This window comes from Micromonospora sp. CPCC 206171 (assembly GCF_036906755.1).
GTDB classification, from domain to species: domain Bacteria; phylum Actinomycetota; class Actinomycetes; order Mycobacteriales; family Micromonosporaceae; genus Micromonospora; species Micromonospora purpureochromogenes.
On record NZ_JBAKHT010000005.1, the window covers coordinates 75,275 to 87,754 of the forward strand.

General features: G+C 74.9%; 14 protein-coding genes and 1 riboswitch. Of the genes, 8 read left to right on the forward strand and 6 right to left on the reverse strand.

Going from position 1 to position 12,480, the window contains the following annotated elements; translation table 11 throughout:
- The first annotated feature begins 154 nt into the window (after positions 1–154).
- Positions 155–1,405 carry an acyltransferase family protein gene (locus tag V6U89_RS08775; RefSeq protein WP_334570226.1) on the forward strand — a complete coding sequence of 417 codons (1,251 nt, stop codon included), beginning with the start codon at positions 155–157 and terminating at the stop codon, positions 1,403–1,405.
- Here the strand turns inward: V6U89_RS08775 and V6U89_RS08780 are convergent.
- Positions 1,392–2,168 carry a DUF4097 family beta strand repeat-containing protein gene (locus V6U89_RS08780; RefSeq protein WP_334570227.1) on the reverse strand — a complete coding sequence of 259 codons (777 nt, stop codon included), beginning with the start codon at positions 2,166–2,168 and terminating at the stop codon, positions 1,392–1,394. The genes V6U89_RS08775 and V6U89_RS08780 overlap by 14 nt on opposite strands.
- 102 nt (positions 2,169–2,270) lie before the next feature.
- Between V6U89_RS08780 and recO the strand changes: the two genes are divergently transcribed.
- From recO to V6U89_RS08805, 5 genes are all read left to right on the forward strand, one after another.
- Entirely contained in the window at positions 2,271–3,146 is an 876-nt protein-coding gene (recO, locus tag V6U89_RS08785; protein WP_154942504.1) for a DNA repair protein RecO, read from the forward strand.
- A 32-nt stretch (positions 3,147–3,178) separates the two neighbouring features.
- Entirely contained in the window at positions 3,179–3,955 is a 777-nt protein-coding gene (locus V6U89_RS08790) for an isoprenyl transferase (protein WP_210778233.1), read from the forward strand.
- 80 nt (positions 3,956–4,035) lie between these two features.
- Positions 4,036–4,221: a hypothetical protein gene (locus V6U89_RS08795; protein ID WP_088960799.1), complete on the forward strand. Its 186-nt coding sequence runs from the start codon at positions 4,036–4,038 to the stop codon at positions 4,219–4,221.
- A 162-nt stretch (positions 4,222–4,383) separates the two neighbouring features.
- The gene (locus V6U89_RS08800; RefSeq protein ID WP_231925317.1) at positions 4,384–4,578 is read left to right on the forward strand and encodes a thioredoxin reductase; all 195 of its coding nucleotides are present in this window, start codon (positions 4,384–4,386) and stop codon (positions 4,576–4,578) included.
- Entirely contained in the window at positions 4,575–5,342 is a 768-nt protein-coding gene (locus V6U89_RS08805) for a pirin family protein (protein WP_334570229.1), read from the forward strand. The genes V6U89_RS08800 and V6U89_RS08805 overlap by 4 nt, the downstream gene beginning before the upstream one ends.
- 21 nt (positions 5,343–5,363) lie before the next feature.
- On the opposite strand, the gene gndA is transcribed toward V6U89_RS08805, so the two are convergent.
- Both gndA and V6U89_RS08815 read right to left on the reverse strand, forming a co-directional pair.
- The gene (gene gndA / locus V6U89_RS08810) at positions 5,364–6,806 is read right to left on the reverse strand and encodes an NADP-dependent phosphogluconate dehydrogenase (RefSeq protein ID WP_334570230.1); all 1,443 of its coding nucleotides are present in this window, start codon (positions 6,804–6,806) and stop codon (positions 5,364–5,366) included.
- 253 nt (positions 6,807–7,059) lie between these two features.
- Positions 7,060–7,356 carry an MTH1187 family thiamine-binding protein gene (locus V6U89_RS08815; RefSeq protein ID WP_334570232.1) on the reverse strand — a complete coding sequence of 99 codons (297 nt, stop codon included), beginning with the start codon at positions 7,354–7,356 and terminating at the stop codon, positions 7,060–7,062.
- A 251-nt stretch (positions 7,357–7,607) separates the two neighbouring features.
- Between V6U89_RS08815 and V6U89_RS08820 the strand changes: the two genes are divergently transcribed.
- Positions 7,608–7,856 carry a hypothetical protein gene (locus V6U89_RS08820; protein WP_334570233.1) on the forward strand — a complete coding sequence of 83 codons (249 nt, stop codon included), beginning with the start codon at positions 7,608–7,610 and terminating at the stop codon, positions 7,854–7,856.
- Between the two features lie 535 nt (positions 7,857–8,391).
- Here V6U89_RS08820 and V6U89_RS08825 read toward each other — a convergent pair.
- From V6U89_RS08825 to V6U89_RS08835, 3 genes are all read right to left on the reverse strand, one after another.
- On the reverse strand, positions 8,392–9,192 hold the full coding sequence (locus V6U89_RS08825; RefSeq protein ID WP_334570234.1) for an energy-coupling factor transporter transmembrane component T family protein: 801 nt from the start codon (positions 9,190–9,192) through the stop codon (positions 8,392–8,394).
- Positions 9,189–10,640 (reverse strand): ABC transporter ATP-binding protein, encoded by a 1,452-nt coding sequence (locus tag V6U89_RS08830; protein ID WP_334570416.1) that lies wholly within the window; start codon positions 10,638–10,640, stop codon positions 9,189–9,191. Before V6U89_RS08830 ends, V6U89_RS08825 begins: the two co-directional genes overlap by 4 nt.
- Before the next feature lie 113 nt (positions 10,641–10,753).
- Complete coding sequence (locus tag V6U89_RS08835; protein ID WP_334570235.1) at positions 10,754–11,338, reverse strand: ECF transporter S component; 585 nt, start codon at positions 11,336–11,338, stop codon at positions 10,754–10,756.
- Between the two features lie 75 nt (positions 11,339–11,413).
- A riboswitch (TPP riboswitch) is annotated at positions 11,414–11,519 on the reverse strand.
- 84 nt (positions 11,520–11,603) lie between these two features.
- On the opposite strand from V6U89_RS08835, the gene V6U89_RS08840 reads away from it, so the two are divergent.
- Complete coding sequence (locus V6U89_RS08840; protein ID WP_334570236.1) at positions 11,604–12,434, forward strand: alpha/beta fold hydrolase; 831 nt, start codon at positions 11,604–11,606, stop codon at positions 12,432–12,434.
- Positions 12,435–12,480 lie beyond the last annotated feature (46 nt).

The following is a 12,480-nucleotide window of genomic DNA, read 5'->3' on the forward strand; positions in this document are numbered from 1 at the left end:
GCGGGCGGTGACCGGCGCGGTCCGGTCCGGTCACCGGTCCGGCGGCGGTATGGGAAGGTTCACGTCGCCCCGGGGGGTGACGGCCGTTTGGCGGGGTGAAGTCGGAGGGTAGGGAGCGTTTCTGCTCCGCCGCCCCCGACATAGATGCAGGCTGATGCGCAACCGATACCTGGACCTGCTCCGCTTTCTGGCCATCATCCGGGTCGTGGTCTACCACGTCACCGGCTGGGCGTCGCTGACCCTCGTCTTCCCGGCGATGGCGGTGATGTTCGCCCTGGCCGGGTCGCTGATGGCCGCCTCGCTGGACCGCTCCGGCCCGGCCGCGCTGCTGCGCCGGCTGCGTCGCCTGCTGCCCTCGCTCTGGGTGGTCGCGATCGTCCTCGTGCCCGCCATGCTGATCACCGGCCTGCCACCGGGCCCGAAGGTGCTGCTCTGGCTCTTCCCGGTCGCCGACCCGCCGGCCAACTACTGGGGCGCGCTGGCGTTGAGCCCGATCTGGTACCTGCGCGACTACCTCTGGTTCCTCCTCGCCTCACCGGTCGCCCTGTGGCTGTTCCGCCGGGTGCCGGTCGCCACCCTGGCCCTGCCGTACGCGCTGCTGATGGTGATCGAGCTGGGCCTGCTGCCCGCCGCGCCGGTCCCGCTGCGCGAGTTCGGCGTCTACTTCGGCGCCTGGCTGCTGGGCTTCGCCCACCACGACGGCCTGCTGCGCCGGCTCACCAACCGGGTGCTGCTGCCGACCGCGCTGGCCCTGGCCGGCACCGGGGCCGCCTGGATCGTCACCCATCCCGGGCCGCGCGGCTTCGACCTCAACGACATCGACCTGGGCAATGCGCTCTGGTCCGCGGCGTTCATCCTGGTCCTGCTGGGCCGGGCCCCGGCCACGGCGCACTGGATCGCGCGCAGCCCGCTGTTCAGCCGGGCGGTCACCGTGCTCAACCGGCGGGCGCTGACGGTCTACCTCTGGCACATGCCGTTCGTGGTGCTGCTCACCCCGCTGGTCGACGTGGTCGGCTGGTCGCACCAGGACCCGCTCGGCATGGCGATCCGGGTGGTGCTGGTCTTCGCCCTGGTCGGGGTGGTGACCCTGCTGTTCGGGTGGGTGGAGGACGTGGCCGCCCGACGCCGGCCCGAGCTGGTGCCGGGCGGACGACGTGCGCCGGTGACGGCCGACCGGGGCGTACCCGCCGTGCCGGTCAGCCCCGCGCCGGCCGGCTCCCGGACGCCGGCCCGCCCGGTCCGGACGCTCGGCGTGCCGGCCGGCCCGGCGGGTACGGCCGGACGACCGGCCACCGGCCCCGGCGACAAGCGGCGCGAGCGGTTGAGGGTCGGCGCCGCCGGCCGAGCCGTGGTCCCCGCCCCCCGGGTGGCCGAGCTGGCCACCGTCGAGATCAACGCTGGTTGACCCGCACGTTTCCGCTGCCGGTGCTCAGGTCGAGCACCAGCGACGCCCCCGGGTCGTTCGGCACCCCCAGGTCGCTGTCGCCCGACCCGGTGCTGGACCGCACCCGGTACCGGCCGGCGGGCACCAGCACCTCCACGTCGCCGCTGGAGGCGTGGGCCCGCGCCGAGGCGGGCTCGTCCAACTCGATCGTGACGTTGCCGGACTCCGCCTCGGCGTTCACCTGCCCCCGCAGCCGCAGCCCGGTGATGTCGCCCGACGAGGCGCGCAGCTCGACCGGGGCGGCCACGTCCTCCACCTCGATGTTCCCGGAGCCGGTCGTGGCGCGTACCGGGCCGGTGGCGCCGGCCACCCGGATGTTGCCCGAGCCGAGGGCCAGCTCCACCGTGCCGACCCGGCTCAGCTCGACGTCGCCGGAGCCGGTCTCGCCCCGCACCCGGACCCCCTCCGGGGCGGTCACCTCGTACGACACCGAGCAGCGCGGGCCGCACTCCGCGTCCAGCACCAGCTCGTCGCCCCGCACCTCGTACGTGGTGCGCGGCTGGTCGCCCTGGTAGCGCAGCACCCGCTGGATGCGTACCTCGGTGGCCGGTCCGGTGGCCCGGACCACCACGTCGCCCGCGCCCGGCCGTACGGTGACGGTGCTGATCCGTACCGCCTCGGTGTGGTCGAAGTCCAGCCGCCGGAAGGAGAGCGTGTCGCACCCGGCGGCGAGGATGACGGTGGCGGCCGCGCCCAGGGCGACGGCGGTGCGGGGAAGAGCCATGGTCAGCAACCTACGGCCGGCCCCGACCGCCGCACATCGGGGACGCGACGCCGGTCCACCCCGAACCGACCCTGATTTCCCACCCCGAGGGAGAATGGCCCGATGCCCGGGTACCGCCGCCAGCTCTACCGCGACGACGCGGTGGTCCTGCGTGTGCAGAAGCTGGGCGAGTCCGACCGGATCATCACCCTGCTGACCCGCCGGCACGGCCGGCTGCGTGCCGTGGCCCGGGGCATCCGGCGCACCACCAGCAAGTTCGGCGCCCGGCTGGAGCCGTTCGGGCACGTCGACGTGCAGCTCGCCGGCGACCCGAAGGGCAACCAGGGCAGCTCCCTGCACACGGTCAGCCAGGTCGAGGGGATCGACCTGTACGGCAAGCGGTTCCTCGGCGACTATCCCCGCTACACCGCGGCCAGCGCGATCGCCGAGACCGCCGAGCGGCTCACCCCGGTCGAGCGGGAACCCTCGCTCCGGCTGTTCCAGCTCACCCTCGGCGCGCTGCGGGCGCTGGCCGACGGGAGCCACGCCACCACGCTGGTGCTCGACGCGTACCTGCTGCGCGGGATGGCGCTGGCGGGCTGGGCGCCGGCGCTGATCGCCTGCGCGGTCTGCGGCACGCCGGGGCGGCACCGGGCCTTCTCCGTACCGGCCGGCGGCGCGGTCTGCCCGGACTGCCGGCCGCCCGGCGCGGCCCACCCCGCGCCGGCCACCATCGACCTGATGTCCGCGCTGACCAGTGGCGACTGGCGGGTCGCCGACGCCACCGAGACCGGCGTACGCCGGGAGTGCAGCGGCCTGGTCGCGGCGCACCTGCAGTGGCACCTGGAGCGCGCGCTACGCTCGCTGCCGCTGGTCGACCGGGGTGCACCCGCGGCCGGCGCGGTCCCGTCACCCGGCGGTGGCGTGGCCGGTCCGGTTCCGCCGCCGCCCGGCGTCGGGGCCGGCGTGGACGGCGTGGACAGGGAGATGACCGAGTGATCCGATCGTTGAGGGCCGGCCGGCGCGCGCCGGTGCCGCCGACACCGCACCCGTCGGGCGCCCGGCCGCCGGCGTTGCCCGCCGAGGCGGTGCCGAAGCACGTCGCGGTGGTGATGGACGGCAACGGCCGGTGGGCCAAGGAGCGTGGCCTGCCCCGCACCAAGGGTCACGAGGCGGGCGAGTTCAGCCTCTTCGACACCATCGAGGGCGCGATCGAGCTGGGCATCCCCTACCTGTCGGCGTACGCGTTCTCCACCGAGAACTGGCGGCGCTCGCCGGACGAGGTCCGGTTCCTGATGGGCTTCAACCGGGACGTCATCCGCCGCCGCCGCGACCAGCTCGTCGACCTCGGCGTGCGGGTGGTCTGGTCGGGCCGGGCGGGGCGGCTGTGGAAGAGCGTCATCTCCGAGTTGCAGACCGCCGAGGAGATGTCCCGGGGCAACTCGACGCTGACCCTGCAGTTCTGCGTGAACTACGGCGGCCAGGCGGAGATCGCCGACGCCGCCGCCGCGATCGCCCGCGACGTGGCCGCCGGTCGGCTCGACCCGGCGAAGGTCAACGAGAAGACCGTGGCGAAGTACCTCTACCACCCGGAGATCCCGGAGGTGGACCTGTTCCTGCGTCCCTCCGGTGAGGAGCGGATCTCCAACTTCCTGCTCTGGCAGACGGCGTACGCGGAGCTGGTGTTCCTCGACACCCTCTGGCCGGATTTCGACCGCCGGCACCTCTGGTACGCCTGCGAGCTGTACGCGCAGCGGGACCGCCGGTTCGGGGGCGCGCTGCCCAACCCGGTCGCCCCGCAGGTGTAGACCTCGCCGGGCTCGTGATTGTCCGAGCGTCCGGTGGGGTACCTCTTGAGGTAGCAGCCAAGACGCGGAGGTGAACCCACATGATTCAGAAGCGGATCGCCCAGTGGGCGGTCATGGCGGTCGCCGTGCCGCTGGCCGCGGCCGGTGCCCGCCGGCTCAGCCACACGCTGGAGGCCCGTCGGGGCCCGACCGGCGTGAGCCGACTGCTCAGCAAGGGCGCGGACATGCTGCGTCCGCAGAAGGCCAAGCGTCGCCGGTTCTGGTGACCATCGACGTCCGGTACGCCGTCGGCGCCGCTCCCTCGGGGGCGGCGCTGACGCGTTCCGGCCGGTCGGTGCGGCCCGCGCGCGTACGATCGGCGCAGGGCGCGCCGCCCGGGCACGTCCGCCACGGGGGTGGGGATGTCGGATCTCCGGTACAAACTGATCATGGCGCTGAACGCCGCCGACCTGGGCAGCCCGATCTGCGAACAGGTCGCCGGGATCTGCGCTGAGATCGCCGAGCAGCACTGCGCCGAGCTGGGGCACGCCCCGAGCGTGCGCTCCGGCGAGATCGCCGAACTGGCCACCGGTGAACCGGCGCTGACCTGGGCGCCGAACGAGACCGGGCAGCGGGCCTGGTGAGCGCGCTGGCGCCGAGCCCGGCGGTGGACGTCCGCCGGGCCGAGGACCGGTTCAAGACCCGACTGTCCTGGCTCGACTCGAAGCACTCCTTCTCGTTCTCCCGGCACTACGACCCGGCCAACACCCACCACGGCCTGCTGCTGGTCAACAACGACGACATCGTCCACCCGGGCACCGGGTTCGAGACCCACCCGCACGAGGACATGGAGATCGTGACCTGGGTACTGCGCGGCTCGCTGGTGCATCAGGACTCCACCGGCCACAGCGGGATCATCTATCCCGGGCTGGCCCAGCGGATGAGCGCCGGCACCGGCATCCTGCACTCGGAGAAGAACGACTCCTGGCGGCTGGACGGCCGGGAGCCGCACGGCGACCCGGTCCACTTCGTGCAGATGTGGGTGGTGCCCGACACCGACGGCGTCGACCCCGGCTACGAGCAGCTGGAGATCGGTGACGAGCTGCTGCGCGGCGGCCTGGTGCCGGTCGCCTCCGGCATGGACCGGTACGACGGCGCCTCGGCCATCCGGATCCGCAACCGGTACGCCACCCTGCACGCCGCCCGGCTCGCCGCCGGCGACGAGGTCACCCTGCCCGACGCGCCCTACCTGCACCTCTACGTGCCCAGCGGCGCGGTGACGCTGGAGGGCGCCGGCCGGCTCGGCGAGGGTGACGCCGCCCGGATCACGATGACCGGTGGCCACCGGGTCAGCGCCACCGAGCCCGCCGAGATCCTGGTCTGGGAGATGCACGCCACCCTCGCCTGAGCCGGGTCGATCAGTCCCGCCTCAGCCCGCCACCTCGGCGCGGTCGCCGGCCCAGACGGTGTGGAACGTGCCCTCCCGGTCCACCCGGTGGTAGGTGTGCGCGCCGAAGTTGTCCCGCAGCCCCTGGATCAGCGCCGCCGGCAGCCGCTCCGCGCGTAGCGCGTCGAAGTAGGCCAGCGACGAGGAGAACGCCGGGGTGGGAACGCCGGCCCGGGCCGCGTCGGCCACCACCCGCCGCCAGCTGGGCACCCCGGCGCCGACCGCCTCGGCGAAGTACGGCGCCACCAGCAGCGTCGACAGGTCCGGCTCGGCGTCGTACGCCGCACGGATGCGGTCGAGGAAACGGGCCCGGATGATGCAGCCGCCCCGCCAGATGGTGGCGGTGCCACCGAGGTCGATGTCCCAGTCGTACTCGCGGCTGCCGGCGCGGATGTGGTCGAAGCCCTGCGCGTACGCGACGATCTTGCTGGCCAGCAGCGCGCGCCGGACGTCCTCGACGAAGGTCTCCCGCTCCTCGACCTGCCACTTCTCGCCGGCGTCGGGAAAGGCCCGGCGGGCGGCGGCGCGCTGGTCGGCGTGGCCGGACAGCGACCGGGCGAACGTCGCCTCGGCGATGCCGGTGATCGGGATGCCCAGGTCGAGCGCGCTCTGCACGGTCCACCGGCCGGTGCCCTTCTGCTCGGCCTGGTCGAGCACCACGTCGACGAAGGCCCGGCCGGTCGCCGCGTCGGTGTGTGCCAGCACGTCGGCGGTGATCTCGATCAGGAAGGACTCCAGCTCGCCGGTGTTCCACTCCCGGAAGATGTCGGCGATCTCCGCCGGGCTCGCCGACAGCCCCGCCCGCAGCAGGTCGTACGCCTCGGCGATGAGCTGCATGTCGGCGTACTCGATGCCGTTGTGCACCATCTTGACGAAGTGGCCGGCGCCGTCCGGGCCGATGTGCCGGCAGCACGGGACGCCGTCCACCTGCGCGGCGATCTTCTCGAAGATCGGCCCGAGCTTCGCGTACGACTCGGCGGAGCCGCCGGGCATGATGCTCGGCCCGCGCAGCGCGCCCTCCTCCCCGCCGGAGACGCCGGTGCCGACGAAGTGCAGCCCGTGCCCGCGCAGCGCCTCCTCCCGGCGCCGGGTGTCGGCGAAGTGCGCGTTCCCGCAGTCGACGACGATGTCGCCCTCCTCCAGCAGCGGGACCAGCTCGTCGATCACCGCGTCGGTGGGGCCGCCGGCCTTCACCATGACGATCACGGCGCGGGGTCGCTCCAGAGTGGCGACGAAGTCCGCGAGGGACTCGGACGCGACGAAGGTGCCCTCGCCGCCGTGCTCGGCGACGAGGCTGCGGGTGCGCTCGGGGGAGCGGTTGTGCACGGCCACCGTGAAGCCGTTGCGGGCCAGGTTCCGGGCCAGGTTGCGGCCCATCACCGCCAGCCCCGTGACCCCGATCTGCGCCGTCGCCTGCTGAGCCATCCGTCCGCCACCTCTCGTCGGCCTGCCGTCCTGCGACCGTATCGCGGCCACCGGCCGTCAGGGTCCGGACATCGACGCTCGGTGAGCGACGGGGTGCGGGCCGTCGCGCGCCGGGCTGCGGGACCAGCCGCGGTGGCTGGCGGCGGCCGGGCGGCGATCAGGTGTTCACCCGGGCCTGCCACCGGCGGGCACTGCGGCATCGGGCGGTGTCACCGGGCCCGCCGGGCGGTAGCGCCGGGCACGTCCGGTGGTGTCAGCCCTCGGCCAGGCGGGCCTCGACGTGGGCCACCTTGCCGGTGAGCGCGTCGGTGACCCCGGGTCGCACGTCGGCCTTGAGCACCACGCTGACCCGGGGCGCCCGTTCGGCCACCACGTCGACCGCCCGCTTGACCACCGCCATCACCTCGTCCCACTCACCCTCGACGGTGGTGAACATGGCGTCGGTGCGGTTGGGCAGGCCGGAGGCGCGGACCACCCGGACCGCCTCGGCGACCAGGTCGCCGACGGACTCGCCGACGCCGAGCGGGGTAATCGAGAACGCGATCAGCATGCCGCCGATGGTGCCAGTAAATCGGCTGGGGCCGCCGCCGTCGGTGGATTAGCCTGTCGGCATGCGTTACTGACGCCCCACCTTCAGCCAGTCGGGCCCGCCGCCGTCGTCGGGGGTCCGGCCGCGCCGGGCGTCCGCATTCCCCACCTTCTCGTACGGGTGGTGTCTCCGTGGTCGGGTCGCCCGGGCCGTTCCCTGCCCGCCGACCGCCCGCCTCGCGGCGCGGTCCCCGCATCCGAAGGAGGCAGCGTATGCCCGCCAAGCGCAGTCCGAAGAAGTCCCGCCCGTCGGCGTGGGCCAAGGTGGCGGTGAGCCCGCCGGATCTCGACGCGCTCACCGTGGCGCCCGTCGCCCCGGTCACCCTGCCGGACGAAACGGGCTCCGCGCCCGCTGCCGCCCGGCCCGCCCCGGCGGCCCCGCCGTGGACCGGCCCGTCGGTGCGCGGCGGCTCCACCGCCGCCCGTGGCCAGACCCGCCGGTACGCGTTCCGCCGCAGCTGACCGGCGCCGCTGGTACGGAGGCCGGCAGGGCCGCGCGACTTCCCGCACGACGGAGTGGTGGTGCGGTTGCCGGCGGCACCCGTTCCGGCGCTCCGGTGCGGCGAACCGTCGGCTGCCGCACCGGCGGCGCCAGGCGCAGCCGGGTCTGACCTCCTGGCGCGGCGTGCCGCGTCCAGCGTGGCCCTGCGGCGCCGATCGCCATGCCGCCGCTGGCCATGGCGGCCGACGGCAGCGGGGCCCGGTGAGCCTGTCCGGCGTATGACCGCGACGAGCGTGATACCTCTGAGGTATCAAGATGCCTCTGAGGTATCACGCTCACCGGACACCTTCTCTCCGAAATGGCCGGCCGGAGGGGCCGCCGGCGCCGCCCGGCCGGACGCGACCACCGGGCTGCCCGGCCGGGCCCGACCATTGGGCTGTCCGGCCGGGCCCGACCACCGGGCCGCCGGACGTGGTGCTGGTGCGCATGGACGACCGAGCGCCCCACGGCCGGACCCGACCACCGGGCCGCCGGTCGGGACCGAGTCGCGCCGGGTCAGCCGATCAGCGGGCGGAAGGTGCCGAGCGCGACGCTGACCGCGATCGCCGCACCACCCAGCACGGCCGCCCCGGCGACGAGCAGCCCGTCGGCCACGCCGAACCGCTGCCGACGGGCGACGGTGCGCGGGGTGCCGGCGTCGAAGCCCCGGGCGTCCATCGCCACCGCCAGCCGGGTGCCCCGCCGGATCGCCCCGACCAGCAGGGCGAACGCGGTCGACACGAACAGCCGCAGCTTCGCCACCGGGTTGCGCCCGGCGTCCACGCCACGTGCCCGGCGGGCCATCTCGATCATCTGCCACTCCTGGCCGAGCAGCGGGACCAGCCGGAACGCGGCCAGCGTCCCGATGGCGAAGCGGGCCGGCGCCTTCGCGTTCTGTACCAGCGCATCGGCCAGGTCGGTCGGATCGGTGGTGGCGAAGACGATCACGCCCGGCAGGGCCACCGCGACCATCCGCAGCACCAGCCCGAGGGCCGTCAGCAGCACTCCCGAGGTGACCAGCAGCGGCCCGGCGTCCAGCAGCACCCGGCCGGAGCGGTCGGCGGCGAAGAGCACCAGCGTGACCACGATGCCGGCCGCGCCGGCCAGCAGCGGCAGGGCCCGCCGGGCCAGCACCCGGTACCGGATCCCGAACAGCGGCAGCACGGCCAGCTCCACGGCGATCGCGATGGCCGGGGCGACCGGGTCCAGGGTGGCCACCAGGACGGCCGAGAAGACCAACGCGGCGGCCAGCTTCGCCACCGGGTTGCGCCGGGCCAGCGGCGCGCCGGGCGCCGCGACCGGTTCCAGGCTGATCACGGGCGCCGCCCGGAGTCGTCGCCGGTCGGGTCGGGTCGCCGGCCCAGGGTGACGGTGCGGTCGGCGAGCGCGGCGACGAAGTCCGCGTCGTGGGTGACGGTGACGACGCCGTGCCCGGCGTCGCGCAGCTCGGCGAAGAGGTCGACCAGCTCCCGCCAGGTGCGCCGGTCCTGGCCGAAGGTCGGCTCGTCGCAGATCAGCAGGCGGGGCGCGGTGGCCAGCGCGGTCGCCACGCTCAGCCGCCGCGCCTCCCCGCCGGAGAGGGTGTACGGGTTCGCGCCGGCCAGCCGGGTCAGCCGCAGCCGGTCCAGCAGGGCGTCCACGGTGGCGCGTACCGCCGGCTCGGGCTGGCCGGTCCGGCGAGGGCCGAGCGCCAGCTCGTCGAAGACGGTGGCGGTGACGAACTGGTGCTCCGGGTCCTGGAAGACCGAGCCGATCCGGCGGGCCAGCGCGGGCGCCCGCCAGCGGTGCGGGGGAGTGCGATCGTCCGCTCCGGCCAGCGCGGCCGTGGCGGTGACCCGGCCGACGCCGGGGCGGAGCAGCCCGCCGAGGAGCAGGGCCAGGGTGGACTTGCCGACGCCGTTGGGCCCGAGCACGGCGAGCGCCTCGCCGGCGCGTACCCGCAGGTCGATGGGGGCCAGCCGGGGCGGCAGGCCGAGCCGGTCGGCGGTGAGCAACTCCGCGCCGGGCGGCGTAATGGCGTGCCGGGGCGGGATGGTCCGGCCCGGCACCCAGACGCCCTCGGCGGCCAGTGCCTCGCCGTGCGCGGCGAAGACCGCCTCCGGCGGGCCGTCCGCGCGGACCCCGCCGCCCGGCTCCAGCACCACCACCCGGTCGACCAGCCGCAGCGCCTCGGCGACCCGGTGTTCGACCAGGATCAGGGTGGTGTCGGCGGACAGCGCGCCGGCGACCGCCCGGCGGACCAGGTCCGCGCCGGCCGGATCGAGGTTGGCGGTCGGCTCGTCGAGCAGCAGCAGGCCGGGGCGCAGGGCGAGCGCGCCGGCCAGGGCCAGGCGCTGCTGCTCGCCGCCGGAGAGTGCCGCGGTGGGCCGGTCCCGGTGGTACGGGAAGCCGACCCGGCGCAACGCCTCGTCCACCCGCGGCCAGATCTCCTCGGCCGGCACCCCCCGGTTCTCCAGCCCGAACGCGACGTCGTCGCCGCTGCGGGCCATCACCAGCTGGGTCTCCGGGTCCTGGAAGACGATGCCGACCCGCTCCCGGTCCTTGCGCGGGTCCAGCCCGTCGATCTCGACGGTGCCCTCCTGCTCGCCGGAGTCCTCGGGCAGCAGCCCGGCCAGCGCCGCCAGCAGGGTGCTCTTGCCCGCCCCGGACGGCCCGAGCAGCAGGACCCGTTCCCCGGCCTCGATCCGCAGGTCCACCCCGCGCACGGCCCACGCCTTCCGCCCGGCGTGCCGCCACCCGAACCCGCGCACCTCCACCGCGCCCACCCGCACCCCCTCCCTACCCAGGCCCACCCGGCTCCCGGCCGGTGATCAAGAGGTTTGCGTCACGACGGTGGCTCCCGTTGACGCAAACCTCTTGATCAACGAAGCGGGGGCGGTCAGATGGCGGCGCGTTCGCGGCCGGCGGGGAAGCGGTCGAGGACGCCGGTGCGGGCGAGGGCGCGGGTGAGCGCGACACTGCCCAGGCCGGCGATCACCAGGGAGCTGACCGCGGTGATCAGGATGTAGGGGAGGCGGAAGCTGCCCCAGGCGGTGTCCGGGTACCAGACGAAGACGTCGTAGAGCGCCGCCGCCAGGCCGGCCAGCGTGGCGGCCAGCAGGGCGACGGGCAGCCGGAACAGGCGGTACCCGAAGGCCGCGAAGGCGAGTTCCGCCGCTGCGGCCTCCAGCGGACCCTGGATGACCAGCGTCCAGCCCCAGCTGCTGCCCAGCGCCACCGAGACCAGCGCGGCGACGGTGAGCGTGAAGAAGGCGGCGCCCGGCTTGCGGATGATCAGACCGCCCAGGACGGCGGGGACCAGCCAGACGCCGTAGATGGCCGCCCGGCCGGGCAGCGGGATCGCGTCGGCGGGGCCGTTCCAGAGCAGGCCCCAGGCCCAGAAGATGATGCCGAAGGCCACCCCGAGCACCGCCGCGATGACGATGTCGATGGTGCGCCACCGGTTGCTGTCGGTGTTGGTCATGTGTGCTCCCAGTCCAAATGATCGAACCAGGAGAAGACGCACGCCGCGCCCGGTGTGGAACCGGACGGCGGCGCGGCTGGAGGTCGACCGAACTCCCTGCGCTGGCATTACCCAGATCAGGTTCGAGGGTCTGCGGGCGGTGCCCGCACTCTCAGCGCTGTGCGCTCCCCTGTCGGATGTGAAGTTGTCTCGTCGACGCTAACAGCTCCGACCCCGCCACGCTCGGCCCGGGTGGACCAGCGCCGGGCTGGGTAGGCTGCCGATCATGCGGGTCGAGGCGCGAGGGCTGACGTTCGAGGTACGCACCGGCGGCCCCGAGGGCGGCGAACCCGTCCTCCTGCTGCACGGCTTCCCGCAGCACGGCGGCGAGTGGGACGAGGTGGTGCCGGCGCTGCACGCCGCCGGCCTGCACACGTACGCGCCGGACCAGCGGGGCTACTCGCCGGGCGCCCGCCCGACCGAGGTGGCCGCCTACCGGCTGCCGGAGCTGGTCGAGGACGCGGTGGCGCTGCTCGACGCGCTGGGCGTCGAGGCGGCCCACGTGGTGGGGCACGACTGGGGCGCGGTCGTCGCCTGGGGCCTCGCCGCGGGGCACCCCGAGCGGGTCCGCACCCTGACCGCCGTCTCCGTGCCGCATCCCGCCGCGATGGCGCACGCGCTGGCGCACGACCCGCGGCAGAAGGCGCGCTCGTCGTACGTGCTGCTGTTCCGCCAGCCGGGCAAGGCCGAGAAGGTGCTGCTGGCGGTGCGGGCGACCGCCCTGCGCCGGCTGCTCTCCGAGGTGGGCGACGCCGGGCGGGTGGCCCGGTACGCCGAGCCGATGCGGGAGCCGGGCGCGCTCACCGGGGCGCTGAACTGGTACCGGGCGATGTCCCGGGCCGACCTGGCGCGGACCGGGCCGATCGCGGTGCCCACCACCTTCGTCTGGAGCGACAGGGACGTCGCGATCGGCCGGACCGCCGCCGAGGCGTGCGCCGCCCAGGTGACCGGGCCGTACCGGTTCGTCGCGCTCCCCGGCGTCACCCACTGGATTCCCGACGAGGCGCCGGCCCCGCTGGCCGAGGCGATCCTGGCCCGGGTACGCGGCCTGGGCTGAGCCCGCCGCGGGCCGACCCGACGAGCAGGACGACGAGCGGACGGAG

Coding starts and splice junctions, on each gene's coding strand:
- V6U89_RS08820 (WP_334570233.1), top strand. CDS start 7,608: ATGCCCGCCAAGCGCAGTCCGAAGAAGTCCCGCCCGTCGGCGTGGGCC.
- V6U89_RS08780 (WP_334570227.1), bottom strand. CDS start 2,168: ATGGCTCTTCCCCGCACCGCCGTCGCCCTGGGCGCGGCCGCCACCGTC.
- V6U89_RS08800 (WP_231925317.1), top strand. CDS start 4,384: ATGGCGCTGAACGCCGCCGACCTGGGCAGCCCGATCTGCGAACAGGTC.
- V6U89_RS08795 (WP_088960799.1), top strand. CDS start 4,036: ATGATTCAGAAGCGGATCGCCCAGTGGGCGGTCATGGCGGTCGCCGTG.
- V6U89_RS08835 (WP_334570235.1), bottom strand. CDS start 11,338: ATGACCAACACCGACAGCAACCGGTGGCGCACCATCGACATCGTCATC.
- V6U89_RS08775 (WP_334570226.1), top strand. CDS start 155: ATGCGCAACCGATACCTGGACCTGCTCCGCTTTCTGGCCATCATCCGG.
- recO (WP_154942504.1), top strand. CDS start 2,271: ATGCCCGGGTACCGCCGCCAGCTCTACCGCGACGACGCGGTGGTCCTG.
- V6U89_RS08840 (WP_334570236.1), top strand. CDS start 11,604: ATGCGGGTCGAGGCGCGAGGGCTGACGTTCGAGGTACGCACCGGCGGC.
- V6U89_RS08815 (WP_334570232.1), bottom strand. CDS start 7,356: ATGCTGATCGCGTTCTCGATTACCCCGCTCGGCGTCGGCGAGTCCGTC.
- gndA (WP_334570230.1), bottom strand. CDS start 6,806: ATGGCTCAGCAGGCGACGGCGCAGATCGGGGTCACGGGGCTGGCGGTG.